Source organism: Streptomyces sp. AC555_RSS877 (assembly GCF_019049245.1).
Lineage (GTDB): Bacteria > Actinomycetota > Actinomycetes > Streptomycetales > Streptomycetaceae > Streptomyces.
In genome coordinates this window covers 165720-192596 of sequence record NZ_JAGMUK010000221.1, presented here as the reverse complement: position 1 = coordinate 192596, position 26877 = coordinate 165720, and the positions used below count along the sequence as shown (strand labels likewise).

Annotated in this window: 26 protein-coding genes, 1 pseudogene and 1 riboswitch; of the genes and pseudogenes, 17 read left to right on the top strand and 10 right to left on the bottom strand. The window is 73.1% G+C overall.

The window, feature by feature from the left end; genetic code table 11:
- A pseudogene (locus tag KUM49_RS49575) lies at window positions 1–445 on the bottom strand (Toxic cation resistance protein); the annotation flags it as partial.
- Window positions 446–727: 282 nt separating this feature from the next.
- Between KUM49_RS49575 and KUM49_RS46045 the strand changes: the two are divergent.
- A complete protein-coding gene (locus KUM49_RS46045; protein ID WP_374200282.1) occupies window positions 728–2797 on the top strand; it encodes a PhoX family phosphatase in 2070 nt (689 codons plus the stop codon).
- Window positions 2798–2818: 21 nt separating this feature from the next.
- Here KUM49_RS46045 and KUM49_RS46040 read toward each other — a convergent pair whose 3' ends face one another.
- The 3 genes from KUM49_RS46040 to KUM49_RS46030 are packed head-to-tail and all read right to left on the bottom strand — an operon-like array spanning window position 2819 to window position 4726.
- Window positions 2819–2959, bottom strand: coding sequence for a hypothetical protein (locus KUM49_RS46040; RefSeq protein WP_217242960.1), 141 nt, complete (start codon window positions 2957–2959; stop codon window positions 2819–2821).
- Window positions 2956–3921, bottom strand: coding sequence for an endonuclease/exonuclease/phosphatase family protein (locus KUM49_RS46035; protein ID WP_217242959.1), 966 nt, complete (start codon window positions 3919–3921; stop codon window positions 2956–2958). Before KUM49_RS46035 ends, KUM49_RS46040 begins: the two co-directional genes overlap by 4 nt.
- A 10-nt stretch (window positions 3922–3931) precedes the next feature.
- Window positions 3932–4726: an alpha/beta fold hydrolase gene (locus KUM49_RS46030; protein ID WP_217242958.1), complete on the bottom strand. Its 795-nt coding sequence runs from the start codon at window positions 4724–4726 to the stop codon at window positions 3932–3934.
- Between the two features lie 85 nt (window positions 4727–4811).
- Between KUM49_RS46030 and KUM49_RS46025 the strand changes: the two genes are divergently transcribed.
- Window positions 4812–6158, top strand: coding sequence for a PLP-dependent aminotransferase family protein (locus KUM49_RS46025; RefSeq protein ID WP_217242957.1), 1347 nt, complete (start codon window positions 4812–4814; stop codon window positions 6156–6158).
- A gap of 98 nt (window positions 6159–6256) precedes the next feature.
- Here the strand turns inward: KUM49_RS46025 and KUM49_RS46020 are convergent, their stop codons facing one another.
- On the bottom strand, window positions 6257–7159 hold the full coding sequence (locus KUM49_RS46020; protein ID WP_217242956.1) for a hypothetical protein: 903 nt from the start codon (window positions 7157–7159) through the stop codon (window positions 6257–6259).
- A 300-nt stretch (window positions 7160–7459) separates the two neighbouring features.
- Window positions 7460–7942: a hypothetical protein gene (locus KUM49_RS46015; RefSeq protein ID WP_217242955.1), complete on the bottom strand. Its 483-nt coding sequence runs from the start codon at window positions 7940–7942 to the stop codon at window positions 7460–7462.
- 177 nt (window positions 7943–8119) lie between these two features.
- Here KUM49_RS46015 and KUM49_RS46010 point away from each other — a divergent pair, with 177 nt between their 5' ends.
- From KUM49_RS46010 to KUM49_RS45995, 4 genes are all read left to right on the top strand, one after another.
- A complete protein-coding gene (locus tag KUM49_RS46010) occupies window positions 8120–9367 on the top strand; it encodes a hypothetical protein (protein WP_217242954.1) in 1248 nt (415 codons plus the stop codon).
- Window positions 9368–9443: 76 nt separating this feature from the next.
- Window positions 9444–9788 carry a hypothetical protein gene (locus KUM49_RS46005; RefSeq protein ID WP_308407026.1) on the top strand — a complete coding sequence of 115 codons (345 nt, stop codon included), beginning with the start codon at window positions 9444–9446 and terminating at the stop codon, window positions 9786–9788.
- A gap of 4 nt (window positions 9789–9792) precedes the next feature.
- Complete coding sequence (locus KUM49_RS46000; protein ID WP_217242952.1) at window positions 9793–12426, top strand: caspase family protein; 2634 nt, start codon at window positions 9793–9795, stop codon at window positions 12424–12426.
- Entirely contained in the window at window positions 12423–13856 is a 1434-nt protein-coding gene (locus KUM49_RS45995; RefSeq protein WP_217242951.1) for an extracellular solute-binding protein, read from the top strand. The genes KUM49_RS46000 and KUM49_RS45995 overlap by 4 nt, the downstream gene beginning before the upstream one ends.
- Here the strand turns inward: KUM49_RS45995 and KUM49_RS45990 are convergent.
- Window positions 13853–14071: a hypothetical protein gene (locus KUM49_RS45990; RefSeq protein WP_217243055.1), complete on the bottom strand. Its 219-nt coding sequence runs from the start codon at window positions 14069–14071 to the stop codon at window positions 13853–13855. The genes KUM49_RS45995 and KUM49_RS45990 overlap by 4 nt on opposite strands.
- Window positions 14072–14226: 155 nt before the next feature.
- Here KUM49_RS45990 and KUM49_RS45985 point away from each other — a divergent pair, with 155 nt between their 5' ends.
- From KUM49_RS45985 to KUM49_RS45950, 8 genes are all read left to right on the top strand, one after another.
- Complete coding sequence (locus KUM49_RS45985) at window positions 14227–15576, top strand: tetratricopeptide repeat protein (RefSeq protein WP_217242950.1); 1350 nt, start codon at window positions 14227–14229, stop codon at window positions 15574–15576.
- A 75-nt stretch (window positions 15577–15651) separates the two neighbouring features.
- On the top strand, window positions 15652–16656 hold the full coding sequence (locus KUM49_RS45980; RefSeq protein WP_217242949.1) for a permease: 1005 nt from the start codon (window positions 15652–15654) through the stop codon (window positions 16654–16656).
- Window positions 16653–17441, top strand: a complete 789-nt coding sequence (locus KUM49_RS45975) for a TIGR03943 family protein (RefSeq protein WP_308407025.1) — start codon at window positions 16653–16655, stop codon at window positions 17439–17441. Before KUM49_RS45980 ends, KUM49_RS45975 begins: the two co-directional genes overlap by 4 nt.
- A gap of 86 nt (window positions 17442–17527) precedes the next feature.
- Entirely contained in the window at window positions 17528–18349 is an 822-nt protein-coding gene (locus tag KUM49_RS45970; protein ID WP_217242947.1) for a GAF and ANTAR domain-containing protein, read from the top strand.
- Window positions 18350–18456: 107 nt separating this feature from the next.
- Window positions 18457–19278: a GAF and ANTAR domain-containing protein gene (locus KUM49_RS45965; protein WP_308407024.1), complete on the top strand. Its 822-nt coding sequence runs from the start codon at window positions 18457–18459 to the stop codon at window positions 19276–19278.
- 148 nt (window positions 19279–19426) lie between these two features.
- A complete protein-coding gene (locus KUM49_RS45960; RefSeq protein ID WP_217242945.1) occupies window positions 19427–19843 on the top strand; it encodes a hypothetical protein in 417 nt (138 codons plus the stop codon).
- Window positions 19818–20165 carry an ANTAR domain-containing protein gene (locus KUM49_RS50560; protein ID WP_217242944.1) on the top strand — a complete coding sequence of 116 codons (348 nt, stop codon included), beginning with the start codon at window positions 19818–19820 and terminating at the stop codon, window positions 20163–20165. The genes KUM49_RS45960 and KUM49_RS50560 overlap by 26 nt, the downstream gene beginning before the upstream one ends.
- An 11-nt stretch (window positions 20166–20176) precedes the next feature.
- Entirely contained in the window at window positions 20177–20455 is a 279-nt protein-coding gene (locus KUM49_RS45950; RefSeq protein WP_217242943.1) for a hypothetical protein, read from the top strand.
- Here KUM49_RS45950 and KUM49_RS45945 read toward each other — a convergent pair.
- Window positions 20452–21228: a hypothetical protein gene (locus KUM49_RS45945; protein ID WP_217242942.1), complete on the bottom strand. Its 777-nt coding sequence runs from the start codon at window positions 21226–21228 to the stop codon at window positions 20452–20454. The two genes, KUM49_RS45950 and KUM49_RS45945, sit on opposite strands and share 4 nt — an antisense overlap.
- Window positions 21229–21566: 338 nt before the next feature.
- Between KUM49_RS45945 and thrS the strand changes: the two genes are divergently transcribed.
- Together thrS and KUM49_RS45935 are read left to right on the top strand one after the other, a co-directional pair.
- Window positions 21567–22796 carry a threonine--tRNA ligase gene (gene thrS, locus KUM49_RS45940; RefSeq protein ID WP_217243044.1) on the top strand — a complete coding sequence of 410 codons (1230 nt, stop codon included), beginning with the start codon at window positions 21567–21569 and terminating at the stop codon, window positions 22794–22796.
- A gap of 45 nt (window positions 22797–22841) precedes the next feature.
- Window positions 22842–23804 carry a nucleoside hydrolase gene (locus KUM49_RS45935; RefSeq protein ID WP_217242941.1) on the top strand — a complete coding sequence of 321 codons (963 nt, stop codon included), beginning with the start codon at window positions 22842–22844 and terminating at the stop codon, window positions 23802–23804.
- On the opposite strand, the gene KUM49_RS45930 is transcribed toward KUM49_RS45935, so the two are convergent.
- Complete coding sequence (locus tag KUM49_RS45930; RefSeq protein ID WP_254402781.1) at window positions 23801–24898, bottom strand: HoxN/HupN/NixA family nickel/cobalt transporter; 1098 nt, start codon at window positions 24896–24898, stop codon at window positions 23801–23803. The genes KUM49_RS45935 and KUM49_RS45930 overlap by 4 nt on opposite strands.
- 27 nt (window positions 24899–24925) lie before the next feature.
- Window positions 24926–25126: riboswitch (cobalamin riboswitch) on the bottom strand.
- Between the two features lie 80 nt (window positions 25127–25206).
- On the opposite strand from KUM49_RS45930, the gene KUM49_RS45925 reads away from it, so the two are divergent.
- Complete coding sequence (locus KUM49_RS45925) at window positions 25207–25575, top strand: metalloregulator ArsR/SmtB family transcription factor (RefSeq protein ID WP_217242939.1); 369 nt, start codon at window positions 25207–25209, stop codon at window positions 25573–25575.
- Between the two features lie 163 nt (window positions 25576–25738).
- Here the strand turns inward: KUM49_RS45925 and KUM49_RS45920 are convergent, their stop codons facing one another.
- Window positions 25739–26683 (bottom strand): LAETG motif-containing sortase-dependent surface protein, encoded by a 945-nt coding sequence (locus tag KUM49_RS45920; RefSeq protein WP_217242938.1) that lies wholly within the window; start codon window positions 26681–26683, stop codon window positions 25739–25741.
- Window positions 26684–26877: the final 194 nt, after the last annotated feature.

Here is a 26877-nt window from a genome sequence, read left to right as displayed (position 1 = left end):
GCTCCGGCGTGACCTTCGTGGCCGCGACCGGCTCCTCGGCCGCCACCGGCTCGGGCTCGGGAGTGGCCTCCGCGACCGGCGTCTCCACCACCGGCTCCGGCGTCGGTTCCTCCGCCACCGGCGTCTTCACCGGCTCCGCCGCAGTCACAGCCGGTTCCGCCGGTTCCGCCGGCTTCGGTACGGCCACCTTGTCGAAGGCCGCCGCGACCAAGTCGTGCTCGTCCTTTGCGGACAAAGGGGACTCGGCGGGCGGTGTGGACGGCGTCGACGTGCGCGGTTCCGGGACCGTCGCCGTCGGCTGCGGGTCCGGGGTCGGCTCCGTTGCAGGGGCCGGTACCGTCGGCGCGGCCTCCTGTGAGGCAACCTCGGTTTCCTGCGAAGGGGCGGTGGTGTGCCCCTTGCGTGACCGGCCGAACGCGTTCCGCAGGAGAGTGAGAATGCCCATGTGCGCAACCCTTCGCATGAGTTGTAGCCCGTCAATCCCTGGCCAGGACGGACACGTAAGGTTAGCGGCCCCGGAAGGCGATCTTGGGCAGGGGCGGGTCACGCGACCCGGGAGACGTCAAGAGGGCATATCAAGCCTTGACCCGCGCGCCTGCCCGTCGAGGCCAACTGCCTGACAGCCACCTCGGGTTCACCCTCGGTTCACCGGCACGCCCCGCTCCCGCACAGACGTGCGCATAGCGTCCGTCACACCGGACCCAAGGGGAAGCAAGGGGAGAGCAAAGTGCGTATGCAGTTGCCGTTGATCAGGACTTCGAACGAGCACCCCGGGGGGCGCTCCGCCCTCACCTGCCGGTTCCGGTGTGGTGACGCCTGTTTCCACGAGGTGCCGAACACCTCCGCCAACCCGTACGTCGGTGACGTCATCGCCGGTGCGCTCAGCCGGCGGTCGATCATGCGGGCCGCGGCCGTCGTGACCGTGGCCGGTGCGGCGGGGGCGGGGCTCGCCTCGCCGGTCGCCGCGGCCGAAAGTGGCGCAAACAGTGCTATTGCGGGCAAGCCCGGTCGCGGCAAGGCCGCCCGTGGCCTTCGGTTCGCCGCCGTCGCGCCCAACACGGCCGACGTTGTGACCGTTCCGGCTGGTTATCGGCAGAATGTCGTGATCCGCTGGGGCGAGCCCATCCTGCGCGGGGCGCCGGCCTTCGACCCGGAGAAGCAGACCGCCGCCGCGCAGGCCGGTCAGTTCGGATACAACAACGACTTCCTCTCCCTCCTCCCGCTGCCGGGCGAGCGGAACAGGCAGATCCTCGTCGCCAACCACGAGTACACCGACGAGGTGCTCATGTTCCGCGGCTACGACGCCGCCAACCCGACCCGCGAGCAGGTGGAGATCGCGTGGGCGGCCCACGGGCTGTCCGCCGTCGTCGTGGAGGGCGACCGCAGGAGCGGGAAACTGACCGCCGTCTCCCGGCATCCCCTCAACCGGCGGGTCACCGCCACCACCGAGTTCCGGCTCACCGGGCCCGCCGCCGGGTCCGACCTGCTGAAGACCTCCGCCGACCCGACCGGCACCAAGGTCCTGGGCACCCTCAACAACTGCGCGGGTGGGACCACCCCCTGGGGCACCACGCTCCACGGCGAGGAGAACTTCAACCAGTACTTCGCCCACGCGAGCCGGGCGACGGACAAGCGATACGGCATCGGCACCGCGGCCTCCGAGCGCAAGTGGGAGCGGTTCGACAAGCGCTTCGACGTGGCCCAGGAGCCGAACGAGGTGCACCGCTTCGGGTACGTCGTCGAGCTCGACCCGTACGACCCGTCCTCCACGCCCCGCAAGCACACCGCCCTCGGCCGCTTCAAGCACGAGGGCGCGACCGTGCGGCTGACGGACGACGGGCGGCCGGTCGTGTACTCCGGCGACGACGAGCGGTTCGACTACTTCTACAAGTTCGTCGGCAGCAAGCGGATGAAGAAGGGGTTTTCCCGTGCCGTGCGGGAGCACAACCTGAGCCTGCTCGACGAGGGCACGCTCTACGTCGCCAAGCTGACCGGTGACTCCCCCGCCATCGAGATCGACGGGACGGGGAAGCTGCCGGGCGACGGCGAGTTCGACGGCAGCGGCGAGTGGATCCCGCTGGCCACCGCGACCGCCAAGGGTGCCGTCTCGCACGTCGAGGGCATGACCGCCGACGAGGTGTTCGTCTTCACCCGGCTCGCCGGGGACAAGGTCGGCGCGACCAAGATGGACCGGCCCGAGGACATCGAGCCGAACCCGCACACCGGCAAGGTGTACGTCGCCCTCACCAACAACAGCAACCGCGGTGTCGGTACGAACGCCCCGGCCGACGAGGCCAACCCGCGCAACGCCAACAAGCACGGGCACGTCCTGGAGCTCACCGAGCGCTGGAACCGGGCCGAGAGCACCAGGTTCGCCTGGACGCTCTTCCTCGTCGCCGGTGACCCGGACGACCCGGCGACCTACTTCGCCGGGTTCCCGAAGGACGACGTCAGCCCGATCTCCTGCCCGGACAACGTGGCCTTCGACCCGCACGGCAACCTGTGGATCTCCACCGACGGCGCCCAGCTCGGCTTCCACGACGGGCTCTTCGGCGTCGCCACGAAGGGCGAGCGGCGCGGTGAGCTCAAGCAGTTCCTGACCATGCCGATCGGCGCCGAGACCTGCGGTCCGGTCATCCAGGACCGGCGGGTGCTCGTCGCCGTGCAGCACCCGGGCGAGATCAACGGCGCGTCCGTGGAGAAGCCGGCCAGCACCTGGCCCGACGGCCCCGGCAAGATCGTCCGCCCGTCGGTCGTGGCGGTGTGGCGCGCCGACGGCGACGACATCGGCGTCTGAGCACAGCGACCAGCGCGGTCGTCATCCGCGCTGGTGCAGCGTGATCTCGACCAGCAGCGCGCGGTGATCCGTGCCGACGAGGTCGAGGAAGCGGGTCTCGCGGGCGGCGCGCCGACGGCGACGACATCGGCGTTTGAGCACAGCGACCAGCGCGGTCGTCATCCGCGCTGGTGCAGCGTGATCTCGACCAGCAGCGCGCGGTGATCCGTGCCGACGAGGTCGAGGAAGCGGGTCTCGCGGGCGGCGAAGTCGGCGGAGACCAGCACGTGGTCGATCTGGGTGCCCAGCGCCGGAGTGGTCCGGGCCGTGCGGGCGGGCCAGGTGGGCGTGCGGTCGGCGCCGGTCAGGCGGGCCGCGTCGCGCAGGCCGGTGTCGAGGATGCGGCGGAAGGCGGCGTGGTCCTGGGAGGCGTTGAAGTCGCCGGCCATGATGGTCGGCGACTTCGCCCGGCCGGCGGCGAAGTCGCGCAGGGCACCCAGCTCGCGCCGCCAGACGTCGACCTGGCCGGGCAGCGGGGGCATCGGGTGCGCGAGCTGGAGCCGTACGGCCCGTCCGCGCACGTCGGCGACGGCACCCGGCATGCCCATCGTGCCGGGGATGCCTTCGGTGCCCTCGAGGGGGAAGCGGCTGAGGAGGACCGACCCCGCCGATCCGCCGCCCTCGACGGCCTGTCGGTGTGGGTAGTCGGCGTCGAGGGCCTGCTTCAGCGCCGCGTCACACGTGTACTCGCACTCCTGTATGAAGACGAGGTCCGGCCGCTCCCTGCGGACGGTGGCGACGAGGGAGTCGGTGGCCTGCCCGAACTCGACGTTCGAGCTCAGCACCCGCAGGGAGGCGACGGCCCGACCGCCGGGCTCGCTGCTCTTCCCGTACGGCTCCATGAACCACGCCAGCAGTCCGATGACGACGACCGCCCACACCACCCCGGTCCACCACCGGGCCAGCAGGGCGATCCCCAGCCCCAGCGCGGCGGGTGCGAGCAGCCACGGCAGGAAGGCGAGGAGCTGGGGGACAGGGGTGATCCCGTCGGTGTCGGCGACCCGGCACCCCACGACGACGCTCACCCCGGCGAACAGCGGCGCGGCGCACCAGATGCCGGGCCGGCGGAAGCGCTGTCGGGTCACCGTCCCGAGACTACGAGCGCCGGTCCACCCGCGCCAGGAACTCCCCGAGCGCCCCGTTGAACTCCTCCGGCCGCTCCAGGTTCGGCATGTGGGCCGCCCTCTCGATCACCCGCAGTGTCGAGTCGGGGAGGACCGCGTGCATGGCCTCGGCGTCGGCAACCGGCGTGTACGTGTCGTCGGAGCCCACCACCACCAGCGCGGGGACGGTGACGCGGGTCAGCAGCTCGTGGTAGTCGGGGCGGGCGGCGCGGGCGCGGAGGGCGGCGGCGGCACCCTGGGCGGGCGCGGACGTCATCATGCGGTGGACGTGGGCCTTCACCTCGGGCGAGGCGTACGGCGCCACCATCTTCTCCAGCACCTCGTCGGCGTACCCCCGCAGCCCCTCCCGCAGCAGCCGGTCCGCCATGGCGTTGCGGGTGCGCACGCCCTGCGGGGTCTCGGCCGCCGGGAAGGTGTCCGCGAGGACCAGGCCCCGGACGCGTTCCCCGAACCGCCGGTAGCCGTCCATCGCGATCTGGCCGCCCATCGACAGGCCGGCCAGGACGAAGGTCTCCACCTTCAGCTCGTCGAGGAGCGCCTCGATGTCCTCCGCGAACCGGGCGAACCGGGTGACGCCGGGGGCCTGCGGGGAGTGGCCGTAGCCCCGCAGGTCGGGGGCGATCACCCGGCGCGTGGCGGAGAACTCGGCGATCTGCGGGGCCCACATGGTGCGGTCGAAGGGGTGGCCGTGGACCAGGACAAGGGGGACCGCAGAGGTATCGGCCCCTTTGTCTTCATATGCGAGAAACTCCGGGAAAGAGGTCATGTGACCGACCCTAGATCGCCCCAACTCGTCGGTGCAATAAGATCTTTGCTCTCGGTGCAATCCGATCCTGACGGGGTGGGACTCTGTGGACGACTACCGGCGCCTCGCCGACCGCCTGGCCGACGACATCGCCGCCGGACGTCTCAAGCCCGGGGAACGGCTGCCCCCGCAGCGGGTGTTCGCGCGGCGGCGCCGGATAGCCGGGTCGACGGCCGGGCGGGTGTACGGCGAACTCGTGCGGCGCGGGCTGGTGGTGGGGGAGGTGGGACGCGGAACGTTCGTGCGGGCGGCTCCGGTCGCGGCGACGGGCCGTGCGCTCACCGAGCCGGCCGAAGCCGCCGCGCCCGTCAACCTGGAGCTCAACTACCCGTCCGCACCCGGCCAGTCCGAACTCCTCGCCCCCGCCCTCGCGCCCCTCCTGCGCCCCGACGTCCTGGCGGAGGCCCTCCGCCCTGCCGCCGCCACCGGCACCCGCGCGGCCCGGGAAGCGGCCGCCGGTCTGCTCGCCGCCCCCGGCTGGCGCCCGGCCCCCGGGCAGCTCGTCTTCGCCGGCAACGCCCGGCAGGCGATCGCCGCCGTCCTCGCCTCCCTCGTCCGGCCCGGCGGCCGGGTCGGCGTCGAGGCGCTGACGTATCCCGTGGTCAAGGAGATCGCGGCCCGGCTGGGCATCACGCTGGTGCCGCTCGCCACGGACGGGGACGGCCCGCGCCCGGAGTCCGTCGCCGCCGCCCACCGCACGGCACCCCTGTCCGCCCTCTACGTCCAGCCGGCCTTGCACAATCCGACGTCCGTGACGATGAGCGAGCAGCGCAAGGGCCGACTGGCCGCCACCGCCACCGACTTGGGCATCCCGGTCGTCGAGGACCGCATCTGGTCCTTCCTGGCCGACGACCTGGTCACACCGCTGGCCGCCTACGCCCCCGCCCTCACCCACGTCGTCGACGGCCTGTCCAAGCGCGTGGCGCCCGGACTCACCGTCGGCTTTCTCGTCGTACCGCCGCATCGGGTGGAATCCGTGGCCGCCGCCGTGCGGTCCGGCGGGTGGAGTGCGGGACGGTTCGCGCTGGAGGCGGGGGTGCGGTGGATCGGGGACGGGACGGTGGCGCAACTGGTCGCGGCGAAGCGGGCGGACGCGGGGCGCAGGCAGCGGGTCCTGGAGGAGGAACTGCGGGGGTTCGCCGTACGGTCGGATCCGCGCGCCTACTACGCCTGGTGGGAGCTGCCCGCCCCGTGGCGTGCGGACACCTTCACGGCCGCGGCCGCCGCGCGCGGTGTCGCCGTCACGCCCGGGCCCGCCTTCGCCGTCGACCCGAGCCGGACGCCGGACGCGGTCAGGCTCGGGCTCGCGTCGGCCGCTGTGCCGGATCTGCGGCGGGCGCTGCGGACGCTTGCCGAGATCGCCGGCGCAGGAGATGCCCGTACCGGCCGCTGAGCAGGCAGGCCAGTGCCACCGCCAGTCCGGCGGCGGCCAGCAGCCAGGAGACCGTGCGCAGGGCGTCGTAGTCGACCCGAGCCGGACGCCGGACGCGGTCAGGCTCGGGCTCGCGTCGGCCGCTGTGCCGGATCTGCGGCGGGCGCTGCGGACGCTTGCCGAGATCGCCGGCGCAGGAGATGCCCGTACCGGCCGCTGAGCAGGCAGGCCAGTGCCACCGCCAGTCCGGCGGCGGCCAGCAGCCAGGAGACCGTGCGCAGGGTGGCCGTGAGGGCGTCGTAGATCGCGCCGGCGGCCGGCCGGTGGGCGGGGTCGGGCAGGTCGGCGAGGGTGAGACGGCGGCCGACGGCGACCGCGAGGCCGAGGAGGGCGCCGCCCAGGGCGGTGCCGAGGGCGGTCGCGGTGACCGCGCGGCGGCGGCCGGCCGCCACGGCGATCCCGGCGGCCGCGAGCACGGCCGCCGTCACGGGCAGCCAGAATCCGGCGACGTCGAGCACGTGGAACCCCTTCCGGAGCCGGGACAGGTCCTCGGCCGGGAGGACGGAGACCTCGGTGTGCCGGACCGGGATGCGGTGCGCCAACGGCACGTGGTCCTCGCTCAGCCGGTTCCTGACCTCGGCGGCGACCGGTGCGAGGTCCACCGTCACGCCGCCCTCGCCGCCGTCCCGCAGCGCACTCAGCACCGCTTCGTGCACGGCCCGGTTGCCCGCGTCCCACACCGTGCGGAACGCCTCGGTCCGGGTGAACGAGCGCACCGCGTCCCGCACGAAGAGGCGCATCGGCCCGCCGACGTCGGCCGCGTTCACGATCTCGGCCCCGACGGTGTCCGCGATCGCGTCGCGCACGTCCGCATCGGCGGCCAGCGGCGCCATCGTGGTGACGTACCGGCCGGTGTCGGCGAGCCCGTACGCCACCCAGGCCGCCGACGCGCCGAACGGCACGAGCAGACAGGCCAGGGCGATCAGTACGGCCGACAGGGCGTTCCGGAGTCGTGAGGGCACCCTTCCAGGCAAGACGGGCCGGGCCGGGACCGCGAGCGGCGCGACTCCATACGGACGCACGCGCACACCGAACGGGCGCCGAACCGCCCGCCCTCCGTAAGGTTCTGGTCCCGCGACCCCGCCGGCCTACGCCGACGGACATGGCCGCGGCGGATCCGGCGGTCCGGTCGCATCCGGCGATCCGGCCCGGGGCACCGACGTCTCCGGCACCGCCCTCGGCGTGAGAGCGGCGCCACCAGTCACTCACCGGTCGTCGTCGACCGGATCTCTCCCGGCGCCCGGTGGGTGGCCGGCATGCGGTCAGCGGATGCGGTTTCCCGCCGCGTCCTCACGTGTGTAGTAGCGGTAGAAGAACACGCCGAAGATGCCCGCCGCGACCACCAGCCCCAGGGCCGTGGACCTGAGCACGCTCGCGTCGGACTGGCTGTACAGGAAGCCGATGGCCGCGCCCGCGAAGGCGGACTTCGTGATCGAGTGCAGCTCCCGCTTCAGCCGCGGGGCGAACGTCGCCACGGCGAGGCACAGCACGATGAACGCGATCGCGGTGACGAAGCCGAACAGGATGTTCCAGCCGGTGATGGGCCCGCCCTCGCGGCGGTTGGCCGCGGCCCAGTAGCCGTAGACGAGGCCGAGCACGACGGGCACCGCGTACCTCGCCACCGCGTGGACGCGCTCGCTGAACAGGTCGGGCGTGCGCTTCGGCCGGGTCATGCTCCGCCGGGCCGGGCGGGCCGGACGGCGTGTGCCGCGCAATCTGCCGGGCCTGGGTGCCGCGTGAGCCATGAGAGCACTCCTCTCTCCTCGCCCCCGCCTTCCAGAGCACACCTGGGGACAGGCCCTGGCAAGTCGGCGGCTTCCGCCCCGCGCGGGCGGGCTCGTTTGCTGGCCTGGGGCCCACCTTTGCAGCCGCAGCGGTTACGGTGCTGCCGTACGTGATCGACGGGGGACGGGGAGGGACCGATGCCGGGAACCGTGCTGCTGCTGGCCGCATCGCCGGTGGGCAAGGGCTGTCTGGTGGACGCGGCGTCCGTGCTCCCCGTGCTCGCGGCCGTGCCGCCCGCCGTGCTGTCCGGCACCGAGACCGCCAACGTCGTCGAGCTCGCCGACCCGCTGGAACCCCAGGCCGTCCTCACCCGGCTGCGCGCCGCCGCGACGGCCCCCGGCCCGCTCACCGTCTTCGTCACCGGCCAGCTCCTGCTCGACCGCCGCCAGCACCTGCCCCACCTCGCGCTGGCCCGCACCACCACCGCCACCGTCCGCTACACCGGCCTCCCCTGGCACTGGATCCGTGAGGAACTGCGCCTGCGCACGCCCGGGACGACGACCCTGCTGCTGGACCTGCACGCCGACGCGGAGACCTGGCAGTGGCTGCGCGCCCACCCGCTGGACTGCGGGCGCAGCACCGCGGTGTACGGACGTATCGCGCCGCCGCCGTCGTCTCGGCGGACGGTGGCCGCGCCGGCGTACATGAAGGCGGTCGCGACGATCCTGCGGAGCGGGTGGCGTCCGCCGATGGAGCAGTTGCACGAGCAGGCGCTGGCCCGGCTGGGGAGCGAGGCGTACGGGGACCTGGTCCTCGGCGTGCCCGGGGTGGGGGTGCCCGGCGTGGCCGTACCGGGCGGGGCCGTGCCCGCTCCGGCCGGCTTCGCCCCCCGGACCCCGCATCAGCCCGAACCGTCCCGGCCGCACGCGCCGGACGGGCAGGCCGGTGCGGACCGGCGTCGGGAGATCGTCCGGCCGCGCACGGAGAGCGAAGCCGCCCGGCACGGCGTCGACGACGAGGACGATCCGCACGCCGCCATCACCACCGCCGTCCAGGACGGCCGTCACGACGCCGCCGACGCCCTCGCCGCCGAGCACGAGCAGGCCGCCGTACGGTCTCACGGCCGTGCCTCGGAGCAGGCCCTGCACTGGGCGGAGGTCCGGGCGGATCTGGCGATGTTCGCGGGCGATCCGGCGCGCAGTTGCCGTACCTGGCTGGCGGTGGCGTCCGCTCGGCTGGGTGCCGGGCAGGCGGTGGACGCGCCCGCCGTGGAGTCGGCCGTGGACCGGGCGCACCACCAGTGGGGGCAGATCGGCGATCCGGCGGCGGCTCGTGAACTCGGGGCCGCGCTGGCCGACTTGCGGGCCCGGGTGCCGGGGCGCCGGGAGGGCGCCCTGGACCACATCCGGCGGCAGCTGCGGCAGTTGCAGACGCTCGGCTCGTGAACATGCGGTGCTCCCGACCCCTCCCCTGACTCCCGGAGCGGTGCCATGATGGTGAGTTATGGCTGAGGGGGATGGAGTGGCCAACCAAGGCATACGGGTTCGGCTGGACGGGACCGCGAGCGAGAGCGACGTCGGCGCTCTGCGCAAGTGGCTGGAGCGGGAGAAACCACTCGACGAACTGGTGCGGGCCGGCCGGCTGCAGATTCACGAGCAGCGCCGCACCGACGAGCCGGGCGCCCCGATGGGCGTCGGGATGGACATCGTCGTCGCCGTCATCGGGGCGGGCGCGGCCACCGTCTTCAAGGAGCTGCTGACGCAGGTCAAGCAGGCCGTGGAGGCATGGCGGGCCAACCGGAGAGAGGTCGAGGACGGCGATCCGCCCGAGGGTCGTGTCGACACCATGGGCCTCGACGACAGGTAGGCCGGTGACCCGCTTCGACCCGCGTGGACGGGTGAACCGGGCGCTGCTGGTGGGGGTCTCCGAATACGACCTCACGGAGCCGCCGCACGGCGTGCCCGGCGACCTCCCCGCCGTCAAGCACAACCTGAACCGGCTCCGGGACACGCTGTTACGGGGCCGGGTCTTCGGCGAGCACGAGATCACCGTGGCCCGCTCGCCGTCCCGGGACGACTTCGACCACGCCCTGCGCAGGACCGCCGAAGAGGCGCAGGGGCTGCTGTTCCTGTACTTCTCGGGGCACGGCGCCATCCCCAGCGCGGGCGACGAGCTGTTCCTGCAGATGCGCAACGCGAGCGTGGTCGCGGGCGGGCACGCGGTCTTCCCCGGCTCGGAGACGGTCAGCACGGCCCTGACCATGCTGGCCGCCGGCCCGGCCGAGCGGATCGTGGTGGTCCTCGACTGCTGCTTCGCGGGCAACGCCGCGTGGATCTGGGAGACCTTCCGCGACAAGCGGCGCGTGCTGCTCCTGATGAGCGTGCAGGCCAATCACCGCATCGACGCGGGGGACCCCTCGACACCCACGCCGTTCACCGAGGAGCTGGTGCAACTCCTGGAGGAGAACGGCGAGTTGGGCTTCCAGGAGGTCGCGGACCGGCTGCGGGACCGGATGGCGGCGGCCGGGTACAAGACGGTGCGCGGTGAGGCGTGGGAACCGCAGAGCAGGACGGAGCCGGGTGAGGACGTCCTGCTGTCCGCACGGCCGGCTCCGTCCGTCCGGCGGGCGATCGGCGGGTCGGGGCCGTGGCCGCCGGGAGAGCGGCACAGCCCGTCCGAGCGGCCCCGCGAAGAACGGAAACCGGGCCCCTCCCGCCTGCGTACAGCCGCGGCCGTCCTCCTCGCCCGTCTCCGCACCGGCGCCGCGGCCCTCGCCCACGCCTTCCGGCGTCCGCCCGCCACCCGCCGCCCCGCCACCCGCGTCCTGCTCGTCCTCGCTCTCGTCCTCGCCGCCCTGGGACTCGGCTCGTACGGCATCGTCACCCTCACCGCCGGCCACCCCTCCTGCGCGCCGCCCCTCGAACTGCGCGTCCTGACCGACCCCGACCTCGAACCGACGGTGACCTCGGCGGCGGAGGCCTATCTGCAGTCGGACGAGAACACCACCGGCGACGGCTGCCGGCGCAGCGGCATCACGGTGTACAGCGCGGGATCCGCCGACGTGGTCACCGCGCTGGCCGGACAGTCGGACGCCTGGCAGGAGCCCCGGGACGAGGACGCCAACCCGCAGCGGGACGTCGGCCCCCAGCCGGACGTCTGGATCCCCGCCACCGCCGCCGACGCCGCCCGGGCCACGGCCGCCCAGGACACCGACGCCGTGGCCCGCCTGGACTTTGACGAGGAGCCGCTGGCGTACTCCCCGGTCGTGCTCGCCGCCCCGCGGGAGCTCGCCGCCGACCTGGACGACCGTGTCGAACCCTCGCTGGCCCTGATGATCACCGCCCTGCGCGAACGCGACGCGGATGCCGAAGTGCGCCGCCCCGACCCGGAGTTCGCGACCTCCGCGCTGCTCGCCACCATCGGCCTGTACGCGGGCGGGGCCGACCCGGCCGGGGCCGAACTGAAGGTCGCCCAGCCGGGGCCGCCCTCTCCCACGGCCGCCGGCCTGCTGTGCACGCTGCCCGACGACAACGCCGTGGACAACCGCACCGCCGCCCTCGTCCCCGAGTTCCTGCTGCGCAGCGGCGTCGGCTGCGACCGGGCGACCCGGACGCCCCGGTCCGCCCACTACCCCGGTGACGTGCCGGGGGTGGAGCCCACCTTCGTGCGGGTCCGCTGGCAGGACGCCGACCGGGACGAGGCGGCGCGTGACGAGGCGGCCGAGAGCTTCCGTACCTGGCTCGCCGGGTCGGACGGGCAGGCCGCGTTCGGCCGGGACGGCTTCCGTTCCGCGCGCGGCGAGCCCCTTCTGCTGGACGCCGAAAGCCCGGTCCCCCACGGGATGGTGCCGGTGCCGTCGCCGCTCACCGAGACCGCCGGACGCGTCGAGACGGAGGAGACGCTCAATAAGTACCGCGCCGCGCACGGCCCTGGCCAGGTCCTGTTCCTGCTGGACAGCTCCGGTTCGATGGCTTCCCTGTGGGAGGGCCCCAGCGGTGGGCCCGGACTGCTCAAGCAGTCCCTGGGCGGGCTCGGCGGCAGGGACGAGTACGGGGTGTGGGCGGTGTCCGGGACGTCCGGGGCCGAGCGCTCGTACGAGACCGTGCTCCCCTTCGGCCGCCACACCCGCAAGGAGGCGGAACGCGCCGTCGACGCGGCCCGCGTGCGGGACGCCCAGGCCGACCCGCACCGCGCCCTGCTCGCCGCGCTCGACGACCTGGGCGGCCTCGGCCCGGACGAACGCCCCCGCCTCCTCGTCCACATCACCGACAGCGAGGACGACGGCCGGCTCACCGGTGCGAACCTCGACGAGGTACTGGCCCGGGCGCGGGCGGCGAAGGTGCCGGTGGCCATGGTGTCCCTGGAAACCGGCGGCTGCGACCCGAACCGGCCGGCCGCCCGCATCTCCGCCGCGAGCGGCGGCCGCTGCCTGGACACCGACGAGGACCTCGGCGCGGGCCTGACCGACGAGGTCGCACGCACCGGACTGGGGGCGGACAGATGACGGGGCGAGGCAGCGAACCGGAGAGGTGGCGCGGCGGCACCGGACGCGGGACGGCCCCGCGCCGCGCCGGCCGGCAGCTGGCGGTCCTGCTGGTCCTGCTCCTGGTCGCGGCGTGCACCGGTGGGGGTGCGGGCGGTTCCACGACGCCCGTCGCCGACCGGCCGGGGGACATCGTCGTCGCCAGCGGCCGGGACGTCACCGGCAAGAACGGCATCCGTCAGCAGCTCATCGACGCCTGGAACCGGCAGCAGGAGAAGGCCGGCACCGGCTACCGCGCCCGGCTGGTGGAACTGCCGGGCAGCGCGGACGAACAGCGCAGTCAGCTCCTGGGCGCCCTCCAGTCGGGCAGCGCCGCCTACGACGTCGTCAACCTCGATGTGACCTGGGTACCGGAGTTCGCCGCCGCCGGCCTCGTGCGCCGGCTGCCCGACGGCGTGCTGGACGGTGACGTCATCACGTCGGTGGCGGACACGGCCCGCTGGGACGGCAAGGTGTACTCGGTGCCGTTCAACAGCGACGTCGGTCTGCTCTACTACCGGCGCGACCACCTTCACCAGGCGGGCGTCCACCAGACCGACCTGAGCGCGGGCGTCGACCGGGCCTGGCTCCAGGAGACCATCCAGTCACTGGAGAACCAGCCGCCCAAGGGCTACGAGCAGGGCTGGACCACCCAGCTCGCCCCCTACGAGGGCCGTACGGTCAACGCCCTGGAGGCGTTCGCGTCCGCGACGCCGGATCTCGCGCTCATCGACGCGGACGGTCGGTACGTCGCCTCCGCCGAGCAGCTGACCGAGGGCATCGCCGAACTCCGGCAGCGCACCGGTCCGCCGTACACCCTCCCGGACGCCGTCCACTCCGACGAGGCCGCCTCCCTCGCGGACTTCGCCGCGGGCCGCACCACGTTCCTGCGCCACTGGCCCTACGCCTACCGCACGCTGCACCAGTCCTTCACCCCCGGCCGGCTCGGTGTGGCCCCGCTGCCCGGCCGGGCGGTGCTCGGCGGCCAGAACCTCGCGGTGACCACGGCGTCCCAACGGGCGGCCAAGGCGGCCCAGCTGATCGGCTTCCTCACCGGCAAGGAGAGCGAACGCTGTCTGCTGGACGCGGGGTTCGCGGCGACGCGGACATCGGCGTACGAGGACGACTCGGTGAAGTGCACCCTGGCCGCCGCGGCCCCCTCGGCCTCCCCCACCGGCGAGCGCGCCGACCGTATGCCCCGCGACAGGGCCGACGGCCGCCCCGCCTACGCCCGCCGCATCCTCCTCCCGGCGCTCCGAGCCGCCGTACAGCGGCCGCGCACCCCGCTGTACGGCGCGTTCACCCAGACCTTCACCGCCCAGCTCGGTGCCCTGTTCGGCGACCGCCCGCCGACCGACGCGCAACTGGCGGAGCGACTGGACGAGGCCCTGCGCAAGGCGCTGCCGGACTAGGGACACCCCACGAGGCCGCTCGGCGGGGTGTGCGGGAGTACTTGGCGGCCGGCGGGAGCCGCGGAGTCCGTGAGGTGCGTGGCGTGCTGCGCGGGCCGGGGCTCCGTGGCTCTCGCCGGGCCCGCGTTCGCCGCCAGTACCAGGGCGGCGACCGCGACGACGGCGGCGACGATGCTCCTGGCGTAACGCTCGGTGGCGCTGGTGCGTTCAGGCACGACAACCTCGCAGCGGCGACAACAACAGCAAGAACACGGACAACGACAACAACAACCGGACCACCATGAGCAGCGGCGTGTTAAGCATGCTTAACACGCCGTTTAACCTAGGGGCTGACGGAGCCGAACGGCAAGAGGCACCAGGGGAGTTGGGCATGCCGGAGCGCGACGACCCGGTGATCATCGGGCGGCGGGTGCAGCAGCTGCGGACGGATCGCGGGCTGACCCAGAAACAGGTGGCCGAACCGGCCTACACGCCCGCCTACATCTCCACCCTGGAGGCCGGCCGCGTCCGCCCCTCCGACGAGGCGCTCAGGCACCTCGCCGAGCGGCTCGGCGTCGGCTTCGAGGAGCTGGCGACCGGGCGGCCGGCCCGTCTGGTCACCGAGCTGCGGCTGCGGCTGACCGGCGCGCAGCGCACGTTGGCGACCGGTGCCACCGAGACGGCGGCCGAGGGGTTCGCGGCCGTGCTCGCGGAGGCGGAGACGCACGGTCTGGCGGGCGAGCAGGCCGACGCGCTGCTCGGGCTCGGCGAGGCCGGCATCGACACCGGTGACCTGGCCACCGCCCGGCTGTACTTCGAGCGGGCCGAGGAGGTGCTCGCCAGTGCGGGTGCCCCCCTGCCGGCCCGCGTCCCGGCGATCCGGGGCCGGGCCGTCTCCCACTACCTGGGCGGCGAACTCCGTTATGCGGTCTACCTGTTGGAGTCCACGCTCGACGAGCTCAACCGCGGCGGCCTGCACGACCCCGACGCGCTGCTGCTCCTGTACGCCGGCGTCATCGGCCCCTACATGGACATGGGCGCCCACGCCCGCGCCGCCCAGGCCGCCGAGCTCGCCCTCGCTCTGGCCTCCCAGGTCGGCGACCCGGCGCTGGTGGCCCGTATGCACCGCTCGGTCGCCCGTACCCTGCTCGCCGAGGGCCGGATCGCCGAGGCCGACGCCTCGCTCGCGAAGGCGGCCGAGCTGTACCGGCAGCTGCAGATCCGTACCGAACTCGCCAACTGCCACTGGATGCGCGGCTACGTGTACGCGCAGAACGGCGAACTGGAGCGTGCCGAGGCCGAGCTGCGGGAGGCCCTCGCGATGCTCTCCGCCAAGCGGGCCGCCCTCTACTCCAGCCAGGTCGCCGTCGAGCTGGCCGACGTACTGCACCGGCGCGGCAGGTCCGACGAGGCCGCCGCCCTGCTGCACGACGTGCTCAGCGACTTCACCGCCGAACGCGGCGCCCTGCACTCCGCCGCCGCCCACCGCCTCCTCGGCATCATCGCCGAGGACGCCCGGGACCCCGAGGCCGCCGAGGAGCACTACGTACGCGCCCTGAGCCTGCTGGAGCGGGCGGGCGCGGCCGGCGACCTGGCCGACCTGTGCCGGCTGCTGGGGGATCTGCTGCGGCGCTCGGGACGTGTGGAGGCGGCCCTGGACGCCTACCGGACGGGGCTCGGACACCGTACGGCCCCGGGGACGACCACCCTCGGCCCGGCCCCCGCACAGCCTCCTCTGTAACGAAACCGGGCCGGCACACAGTGGTCCCGGTTACCGTGCGCGGAGACACCACACACGGACTACCGGGACAGGCTCGTGGAGAATCAACGGACGGTGGGCGACAGCCTGCGCCTCGCCGTGCGCGCGCTCGTGTACGCCGTCCTCGGCGGGGCGGCGCTGCTCGCCGTCGTCACGGTCGTGTCCGTCCTCGGGCCGCTGCTCGCCCTCGACCTGTACACCCCGCCCGTCGCCGCCTGGTGGACCGTCTTCACGGCGGTCGCCGTCCAAGGGGTGCCGTTCCTCCTCCTCGGCACGGTCGTCTCGGCGGCGATAGGCGCCTTCGTGCCGGAGAAGGTGTTCCGTCGGCTCCTCCCGCGCAACCAGGCCCTCGCCGTGCCGGTCGCGGGGGCCGCGGGCGTCGTGCTGCCCGGGTGCGAGTGCGCGTCCGTGCCGGTGGCCGGGAGCCTGATGAGCCGGGGGGTGGCCCCCGCCGCCGCGCTCGCCTTCCTGCTCTCCGCGCCCGCGATCAACCCGGTTGTGCTGGTGGCCACCTCCATCGCCTTCCCCCGGCAGCCCGAGATGGTCCTCGGCCGGCTGGTCGCCTCGCTGGGGACGGCGGTGGTGATGGGCTGGCTGTGGGCCCGGTTCGGGCGGGACGAGTGGATACGACTGCCCATGCGGCGCGCCCCGGCCGGCGGGGGCGGTCTGCGGGCTTTCGGCGCCGGCCTCCAGCACGACTTCCTGCACGCCGGCGGTTTCCTCGTCGTCGGCGCGGCGGCCGCGGCGACCTTCGACATCGCCGTCCCGCAGTCCGTCCTCGACCTGTTCACCGGCTCGGCCTGGCTGGCGGTGCTGCTGCTGGCCCTCCTGGCCGTCGTCCTGTGCGTGTGCAGCGAGGCCGACGCCTTCGTCGCCGCCTCGCTCAGCGGCTTCCCGCCCACCGCCCGGCTGGCGTTCATGGTCGTCGGGCCGATGGTCGACCTGAAGCTGATCGCCCTGCAGACGGGGACCTTCGGGCGCGCCTTCGCCGTACGGTTCTCCGCCGCGACCTGGGTGGTGGCCGTGGCGAGCAGCGTGCTGGTCGGGTGGTGGCTGCTGTGACTCCGGGCCAGTACGGTTCCCCCCTCCTCCTCGTCCTCACGGGCGCGGCGGTCCTGCGTATCTCGCTGTTCAGCGAGCTGTACCTGCGGTACGTGCAGGCGGGGCTGCGGCCCTACCTGGTCGTGTCCGGGGTGGTGCTGGTGCTGCTGGGCGCGGTGATGGCGGTCGTACGGGGATCCGCGCACGCGGGTCATGAACCCGCGCCGGACGGTCACGAACCCGCGCCGGAGGACCACGAAGAGGAGGGGCACGAAGAGGACGATCACGACGGGCACGGTCATCACCACGGGCACGGCCCCCGCATCGCCTGGCTCCTCACCCTCCCCGCCCTCGCCCTGCTGCTCTTCCCGCCGCCGGCCCTCGGGTCGTACAGCGCCGGGCGCGAGTCCGCCCAGCGGGCCGCGCAGGGGGTCGGGGCCTTCCCCGCGCTCGCCGGCGGGGACCCGGTGGAGCTGACCCTCGGCGAGTTCGGCTCCCGGGCGATCTACGACAGCGGGCGCTCGCTCCAGGGCCGTACGGTCCGGCTGACCGGCTTCGTCACCCACGGCGACGACGGCACCTGGTACGTCACCCGGCTCCTCGTCAGCTGCTGCGCCGCCGACGCGACGGCCGGCCGGGTCGAGGTGCGCGGGGACGACGCGCCGCCGGTCGACACCTGGGTCACCGTCACCGGCACCTGGCACCCCGAGGGCGCACTCGGCACCGACGCGGCGTGGCCGGCGGTGCTGGACGTCACGTCGGTGCAGCGCGTGAAGCAGCCGGCGGATCCGTACGAGCAGCGCTGACCGAGCACGGGCGGCGTCCGCCGCCTCATTTCCGTCCACCCGGGTACTCGTCGCCCGGGACCGTTCCCGGACGGAGGAGGCTCGTCATGACGGATCCCCCCGCGGTGCCCCGTCCCGGCGGTCCGGAGCGCGGCGAACAGATCCTGGTCCGGCTGCAGGACCTGCTGCTGGAGTCCGACCGGCTGGACGACTTCCTCCAGCAGCTCGTCACCCTCGCCGCGACCGCCCTGCCCGTCCCGGTGCACTGCTCGGTGACGCTCGGCACCGAGAACCGCCACGACCCCTACAGCGCGGCGGCCAGCGACGAACTGGTGGACCGGTTCGACCAGCGCCAGTACGAGGTGGGTGAAGGCCCCTGTCTGGAGACCTTGCGGACCGGCTCACCGCACAGCATCGAGGACGTCGACGAGGAGCAGCGCTTCGGATCCTTCCCCGGGCTCGCCCGAGGGCACGGCATACGGAGCGTGCTCGCGCTGCCGCTCGCCCCGGCCCGGCAGCAGGTCCCCGGTGTCCTGAACATGTACTCCGAAAACCGGCGCTCCTTCACCCCTCAGGTCCGCGAGCAGGCCGCCGTCTTCGCGGGGTACGCGTCGGGCGCGCTCGGGGTGGCGCTGAAGTTCGCGGGGCAGCTCCAGTTCAGCCTGGACCTGCAGAACGCGATCTCCTCGCGGACGGTCATCGACCAGGCGCTCGGCATCGTCATGACCCAGGAGTCGTGCTCCTCCGAGCGGGCCTTCGAGATCCTCACCCGGGCCTCCCAGCACCGGAACGTGAAGCTGCGCGACCTCGCCACCGAGATCGTCACCAAGGTCGGCGGTGAGCCGCCCTCCGTCCGCCCGCTGTGGCCCCGTGCCGCACCGTTCGGCGGTGGCGGGCCGAGCGCGTTTCGCGGGTCGGGCGACGGGTAGTCGACCGGGGCGCTCTCGGTCGCGCCACGAACCCTGACCTGGTCATGAGTCCGCTCCCAGGGCTCACGTACGAGACTGGGGGCGCTGGATCGAAGGAGGCGGTAGCCGTGCGGCCCAGGGACGACCGCGACGGCGCCCCGGGCGACGACCACGGTCCGTGTGACAGGTCGGGCGGCGGTGACCCCCGGCTGTCCGGCCATGACGCCGCTCAGGAGCAGCAGGGCGAGCGGGGGGAGGCGGCCCATGTGATCGCCGAGGGTGTGCGGGGCGCCCAGCCCGTGGAGATCCCCGGACGGCTGTGCAGGGTGGCGGTCAAGCTGTTGCCGGTGATCGGCGCGAGCGTGTCGCTGCGCAGTGACGGCATGCCCGTCCAACTGGTCTCCAGCAGCAACCAGGCCGCGCACTTGTCGGAGATCCAGGCCACCCTGGGCGACGGGCCCTGCGTGCACGCCGCCGGGATCGGTTCCCCGGTGCTCGCCTCCGACCTCACGAGCGGGCGGGACGCCCGCCGCTGGCCGGTCTTCGCCCAGCAGGCGACGGAGGCCGGCGTGCAGGCCGTGTACTCGGTTCCGCTCGGGAACGACGCCGTGTGCGTGGGTACGCTCGACCTCTACCGCGCCACCCCCGGCGAACTCGACGCCCGAGACCTGCGCACCGCGCAACTCGTGGCGAGCTTCATGACGGTAGCCCTTATGGCGCTGCCCCGGGGGGAAGAGAACGGGCAGGGAGGAACGGAACCCTGGTTGAGCGGTCTGACCGCGGACCACGACGAGGTCTACCAGGCCATCGGCATGATCATGGTGCAGCTCGGAGTCGGCTCGGACGAGGCGCTGGCCCGGCTGCGTGGCGACGCCTTCGCGCACAACCGCACCGCCGCCGAGGTGGCGCGCGAGGTGGTCTCGCACAGGAAGAGGTTCGACCGCGACTAGGAACTGTCCGGCTAGCCGACCGGCGGACCGGCGGACCGGCGGACCGGCGGACCGGCGGACCGGCGGACCGGCGGACCGGCGGACCGGCCAACCGGCCAACCGGCCGACCGGCGGACCGGCGTAGTGGTGACGGTGTGAGGGGACTGGGATGAACCGGGAGATGCGGCTCATCCGCGCCTTCGTGGACCTCGCGGACACACTGGGCGCGCACTTCGATCCGCTCGATCTGTTCGCCCGGCTCACCGAGCACTGCACGGGGCTGCCGGCCGTGGACGCGGTCGGGGTGGTGATGGCCGACGCGCGGGGCTCCCTGCGCGCCATGACGGCCTCCGACGACGACCTCGGCCGGCTGGACGCCCTCCAGGTGCGGCAGGGGCGGGGACCGTCCGTCGACTGCTTCCGCACCGGCGATCCCGTCACCGCCGACGATCTGCGCGAGGGCACCCCGCTGGCCCGACTACACCGCTCACGCCCTGACAGCCGGATACGTCTGCCTGCACGTCCTGCCGCTGCGCCTCGACGGCCGCACGATCGGTGCGGTGTCCCTCGCCAACCGGCACGGTGACGTCCTGCCCGCCGACGACATCGCCGTGGCGCAGGGGCTGTGCGACACCGCCGCGCTCACCCTGGCCCACTGGCCCGCCGAAGCCAGGCGGCCGCACGATCTGCTCACCTCCCTGCAGGCCGCGGTGTCCGCCAAGGCGACGGTCGAGCCGGCCAAGGGGCTCGTGGCGGAGTACGCGGGTTTCTCCCTCAAGGAGGCGCTGGTACTGCTGCGCCTGTACGCGGAGAAGGAGCGGCTGCCCATGACGACCGTCGCCCGCGCGCCGGCGGAGCGCATGCTCGGTCCGGAGGAACTGCTGGAAGGCGTCCCGGGCCGCGCCTAGGATCGTCGATCATGGACACCCTGGGACTGTTCCTGATCGCCGCGGTCGTACTGGTGGGCATCGCCGGTGTGGAGAGCCGCATCTCCCGTGCGGACCGCCGAGTCGCGCGAGTCGAGCGCAAACTCGACCTCGTCCTGGACCACTTGGGGCTGGCCGAGCACGACCCGCGGATGGACGAGGTCGCCTCGCTCGCCCGCGAGGGCAGGACCGTCCAAGCGGTGAAGCTGTACCGGGAGATCACCGGGGACGGTCTGAAGGAGTCCAAGGAGGCGGTCGACCGGCTGGTCTAGATCTCCGCCCGGCCGTGCTTGTGGACCTCCGCCAGACGCCGCGCGCCCAGGTCCACGGCCGCCTCGGTGACGTCGGCCGACACGTCGCCGAGACCGCCGTGGGTGAGGCCGATCGCGTCGGCGCCGACGCGGACGACGGCGACGTCCAGGGTGAGCAGGACCGGTTCGCCGTTCAGCGTGGCGCCGGACACGGTGACCCGTAGACCTTGGCGGGCGTCCCCCACCTCCGGCAGCGCCGCGTCGGTGACCTGGACCTCGGTCACGTTGCCCTGGGCGGTCGTCGACGTGAACTGCGCGCACTTCTGCGGCAGGGTCCTCAGCCAGGCCAGACTCCGGTCCACGTCCGCCGCCCTCCGGGTGACGACCTGGTAGCGCAGCTGGGACCCGTTCCACACGTCGTCGAGGCCGATCACCGCGCGGGGGCGGGTGTCCGCGCCGAACAGCTCCTCGGTGTAGAGGACGTCGAGCAGGCGCCGGCACTCGGGCCACTCCGCCGTCGCCTTCAGCAGCCCGTCGTGCCAGGTCGCGGACCCCTGCGTAGGAGCCCAGGACTCGCCGAGATCGACCTCGGTGACGAGGGCGGCCTGCGCCTGCGCCTGGGTGAGTCCGGCGGACGACGGGGCGGCGGACGTCATGGGTGCGCTGGTCGCGCGCCCGTAGTCCGGCTTCTGGGCGGTGGGCGGCGTACTGAGGGCGGAGCAGCCGGCCGTACCGGCCAAGGCACTCAGACTGACGGCGCAGGCGGCGAGCGCGCGGGCCGGGGGCGGGGTCATCGGGGGTGCCTCCTTGAGGCCGTCCAAGATCGAGTACGCCCTCCTACGGCACCACCAGCTCCGCCCTCCCACCAGCGAGCCGGGCCGTACGGGTGAGCGGGGCCGGTGCCGGGGCCGGCGCGGGTCCCGAAAACCGATCGTCCGGCTCCCCGTCCCCTTGTTACCGTCGCCCCATGCAGCGCGCCCACGTACTACTCGTGTCTCTCACGACGACGCCGGAGAGTGTCCCGGCGCGCTGACAGCTGACCCAGTCGAAAGCCCCGGGGCGAGTGCCCCGGGGCTTTGTCGTGCGGGGGCTCGTCGCCGGTCACCGTGAGGAGACGACCGCCATGACCGCCATGTCCGGACCGCACGACCACCGCCGGCTCGGCCGGGAACTCGGCCTGTTCGACACCGACCCGCTGATGGGCGCGGGCCTGCCGTACTGGCTCCCCGACGGGGCCGTCGTCCGGCACACCCTGGAGGAGTACGTCCGGGAGGCCGAACGCGCCGCCGGATACCGGCACGTGTACTCGCCGGTCCTCGGCAAACGCGAGCTGTACGAGATCTCGGGGCACTGGTCGCACTACAGCGAGGACATGTTCCCGCCGATGGAGCTGGGCGCGGAGGAGGTCGTGCTGCGGCCCAGCCTGTGCCCCCACCACGCGCTGATCTACCGCTCCCGCTCCCACAGCTACCGTGAACTTCCCTTGCGGATGGCCGAGTTGGGAGGCATGTACCGCTCCGAGCCGTCCGGGGTGCTCGGCGGCCTGACCCGGGTCCGGGCCATCCAGCTCAACGACGCGCACAACTTCTGCACCCTGGACCAGGCCGTGGACGAGGCCCGGGACGCCCTGGAGCTGATCGGCCGCGCGTACGCCGATCTAGGCATCCGCCCCGCCCGATACCGGCTCTCCCTGCCCGGCGAGGGCGGCAAGTACGTCGCCGACCCGGCTCTGTGGCGACGGGCCACCGCGCTGCTGCGGGAGGTTCTCGGCGCCTCGGGGATCCCCTACGAGGCCGTCGAGGGCGAAGCCGCCTTCTACGGCCCCAAGATCGACGTCCAGATCACCGACCCCGCCGGCCGCGAGAGCACCCTCTCCACCGTCCAGATCGACTTCCACCAGCCCGAACGCTTCGACCTGCACTACATCGGCGCCGACGGCGCGAAACACCGGCCGGTCATGGTGCACCGCAGCATCATCGGCAGCGTGGAACGGGCGGTCGCGCATCTCCTCGAACAGCACGGCGGCGCGTTCCCGGCGTGGCTCGCGCCCGTGCAGCTGGTCGTGCTGCCGGTCGCGGACGCACAGGAGGAGCGGGCCCACGAGGTCGTCCGGCAGGCCCTGGCACGGGGGCTCCGGGCGGAACTCCACGGCCCCGGTGACGGCACCCTCGGCGCCCGGATCCGGGCGGCGCGACTCGTGCCGTACCAGGCGGTGATCGGGGAGCGGGAGGCCGACGGTGACCTGGCGGCGCTGCGGCTGCGGGACGGGAGCCGGCCGGGGGCGATGCCGGTCGGGGAGCTGCTGGACCGGATCGCCGCCCGGGTCGGTGATCGCGGGACCGAACTGTGGGCGGCTGCGTAAGGTCGCTGTCGTAACCCGTCGTAGCCCGGAGAGAGGAACCCCGCCGTGACCGGTCAGCCCATCCCGGTGATCATCGACTGCGACACGGGCGTCGACGACGCCCTGGCCCTGCTGTTCGCCGTACGCCACCCCGCGCTCGATGTGCGGGCGGTGACCTGCGTGGCCGGGAACACCGACGTGGACGGCGTCGTCCGCAACACCCTGACCGTGCTGGAGCAGGCCGGGGCCGGTGACATCCCGGTCGCGCGGGGTGCCGAGCGCCCGCTGATCGAGCCGGTGCGGACGGCACGGCACGTGCACGGTGAGGACGGGATGGGCGACCTGGGGCTGCCCGCGCCGACCCGCCGGGCGGTCGACGTGGACGCGGTGACGCTGCTGCGGCGGGAGATCCTCGCCTCGCCGACGCCGGTCACCCTCATCCCCATGGCGCCCCTGACGAACATCGCGCTGCTGTTGCGCACCCACCCGGAGGTCGTGCGCAACATCGAGCGGATCGTGTTCATGGGCGGCGCGGTGACGACCGGGAACGCCACGGCGGTCGCCGAGTTCAACGTGTGGCACGACCCGGAGGCGGCCGCGATCCTGCTCACCGCCGGGGTGCCGATCACGATGTACGGCCTGGACGTCTTCAAGCAGGTCCTCGTCCCGGCCGGGGACGTGCAGCGGCTGCGCGCGAGCTCCGAACCCCGCCTGCGCATGGCCGGTGAACTCCTCGCCCACCGCGACCCCGCCACCTCCGGCGACCCCACCCCCACCGGCGGCCTCGGCGACGCGGGCGCCGTCTGCGCGGTCGTCGACCCGGACGGCATCACCACCGAACGCCTCCCGGTCGAGGTGAGCCTGGCCCCGGGCGCCACCCGGGGCCAGACGATCGTCGACCGGCGCCCCCGCCCCGGCGAGTCCGAGATCCACGAGGGCACCCGTGAACAGCGGCTGGTGGACGTGGCGTTGCGCGTGGACGTGGAGCGGTACGTGAAGCTGTGGCTGACGACGGTGGAGGGCGTCTAGCGCGTTTCCGCCGCCGGCCGGACCGCCCACCGCTGTTCCACCCTGGCGAGCCGCCAGTAGGCGATGGCCACCGCCCACACCACCACGAACAGGCCGACGATGACGTAGCCGACGCTGTCGAGGTTGATGTCGGCGATCCAGGTGGTGACCGCGTCGCTCAGGTCGAGCTTCTCGTGCAGGATGCCGACGAGTTGGATGGTGCCGATGAAGAAGGCGACGACGATGGACAGGCCGGTGATGGTGAGGTTGTAGAAGACCTTGCGGACCGGGTTGGAGAACGCCCACTGGTAGGCGAAGTTCATGAACGTGCCGTCGAGGGTGTCGAAAAGGCTCATGCCGGCGGCGAACAGGAGGGGCAGGGAGAGGATCGCGTACCAGGGCAGGCCGGCCGCCGCGCCCGACCCGGCCATCACCATCAGGGTGACCTCGGTCGCGGTGTCGAAGCCGAGGCCGAAGAGGAAGCCGAGCGGGTACATCTGACCGGGCCGGGTGATGGACTTGGTGAGGCGGCCCAGGATGCGGTTCATGAATCCCCGCGAGTCCAGGTGCTGTTCGAGTTCCTTCTCGTCGTAGGCGCCCGCCCGCATCGCCTTGAACACCTTCAGGATGCCGAGCAGGGCGGCCAGGTTGAGGGCGGCGATGAGGTAGAGGAACGTGCCGGAGATCGTCGTACCGAGGACGCCGAGCACCTGGTGGGTGCCGGAGTCCTCGTTCATGACCTTTCCGGCGAGCTGGGTGCCGCCCGCGATCAGCAGGGCGAGGAGCACCACCACGCTGGAGTGGCCGAGCGCGAACCAGAAGCCCACCGACACCGGGCGCTTGCCGTCGGCCATCAGCTTGCGGGTGGTGTTGTCGATCGCGGCGATGTGGTCGGCGTCGAAGGCGTGCCGCATGCCGAGGGTGTAGGCGGTGATGCCGAGGCCGATGCCGAAGGCCTTGTCGCCGACCTCGTAGTGCCCGGGGACGACGAGGAGGAACAGGATTCCGAAGGCGACGACGTGCAGTGCGGCGACGACCGCCATCAGGCCGGCGGTCTTGAGGGTGTCCTCCCGACGCCACTTGAAGGACGTCGGGGCAGGATTGGGCAGGGTCATCCGGTCACGCTCCAGCACCTCGTGGATCAACTCGTGAGATGCCGTGGCCGGTCTCCTGGCTTACGGGTCGTGCGTGTCCGTTCCTGCCTTCCCGGTCGCGAGACCAGTGGCCCGGCTTGCGCCGGACGGGACGGAAACTCCCCGATCACAGTGGCGAGGGCCGCTCCGGCATGGACCCCCTGAGGGGTCGTCACCGGCTTCCCGAGCACCACGGCCCGCCCACCGTAGGGCGGCAAGCGGTCTCCTGCATAGCTGCGTACCTGCGCAGGTATGGAAGATCACATGGGGGTGCCTGCGAGGATGGCGGCATGCATCTCGTTCCGGCCGACCGAGCGGATCGCCGAACCATCGACGGGCACCGGGTGTGCGACGCGATCGCCGCGATCGGCGAACCGGGTCATGTCCGCACCTGGGCCGACCGCTTCTCCCTGCTCGCCGATCCCAAGCGGCTCGCGCTGCTGCTCGCCCTGCACCGGACCGGCCCGCTGGCCGTCTCCGACCTGGCGATCGCCACCGGCATGAACGACCCCGCCGTGTCGCAGGCACTCAGGCTGCTGCGGGCGGCGGGGGTCGTGGAGGGGGAGAAGGAGGGAAGGATCGTGCGCTACCGGGTGGTGGACGCCGACATCGCCTCGCTGCTGAAGCAGTGTGCAACTTCCAGCCCGTCCGGCGTTTGAGGACGAGGCCCTTCGGGCCGAAAGCGGGGGTCTGGGGGCGCAGCCCCCAGGGACGGGACGGGAAGGGGCGGCGGGGGCGAATCCCGTGTCCTCAGCCCGAAGCCCGAACGCCGGCCGGGCTGAAACAGCCCGACCGGCGGCCGACCACACCAACTGCGCTTGATTACGAGCGAGCCGCCTTGCGACGCCGCGTCGCCAGCACGATGCCCGCACCGCCCGCGAGAAGCACCGCCGCGCCGATGGCGATCGGTCCGGTCGCGCTGCTGCCACCGGTCTCCGCGAGGTTGTCGCCACCGCCGTTCGGGGTGGCGGCGGGAACGGTGGTGGACTCGGAGGCCGACGGGCTCGGGGCCTCGGTGGACGGAGAGGGGGACCCGGCGGGGGGCTCCGTCGCCGGGGGAGTCGTCTCCTCCGCCGGCTTCGACGGCTCGGTGGCCTCCGGGGTCGACGGGGTCGGCGTCGGGGTGGCCGGCGGCTCGGACGGAGCCGTCGTGCAGTCCTTCGTGCCGCCGTTCCAGGCAGCGATCAGCTTGTCCTTGATGACCGGGCGGTCCGGACCCTTGGGCAGGTCGCCGTGGACGAAGCCGTCATCGGCGTCGAGGACGCCGTCGAACTTGACCGCGCCGCGGTAGAGGTCTATCTGCGCGAAGCAGCCCGCGTCCGGCACCGCGATGTCGAGGGTGTCGGTCTGGCCCGGCTTGACGGTCACCGTGTCGAAGTCGACGAAGACCTGCTCGCCGGAGGTGCCGAAGGTGGCGCCGTGGGCGAGGTAGGAGGCCAGGGAGGCCGTGCAGGTGCTGGCGTCGCCGGCCGTGCGGACCTTGATGTGGACCTTGCCGTCGTCCGTCGGCTTGAGGTTCTGGTCGTCGACCTTGACCGAGTCGTAGAAGCTCGTGCCGTCCAGCGAGAACTGGCAGCGGTCGGTCCCGGTCTCCGTGCCCGCGCCGGTGCCGGGCTTGTAGGTGCCGCCGGAATTCCAGCCGTCGCCACCGGGCGTGCCGGTGGCCCAGGCGCCGGAAGCGGCGGCGACGGAGGCGGAACAAAGGACGAGCGCCGCGGCGCCCGTCCCCAGCAGGCGGCGCGCGGTGACACGTCTGACTGTCGACATGCGGATCCCATCGGATGTGTGTGAGGGGTGGTGAAGTGCTTTGCAGCAGCTCTGAGAAACACTGGGCTCATTGGTCACTTGCGCCACAGTGTTCGCACATCGTGGATCTCTCAGCGGAACGCTGTCAACCTGCGGATATGCAGAGGGAGTTCAGGGCTCCCTCACAATTCCGACACACAGGGAATGAACCGCTC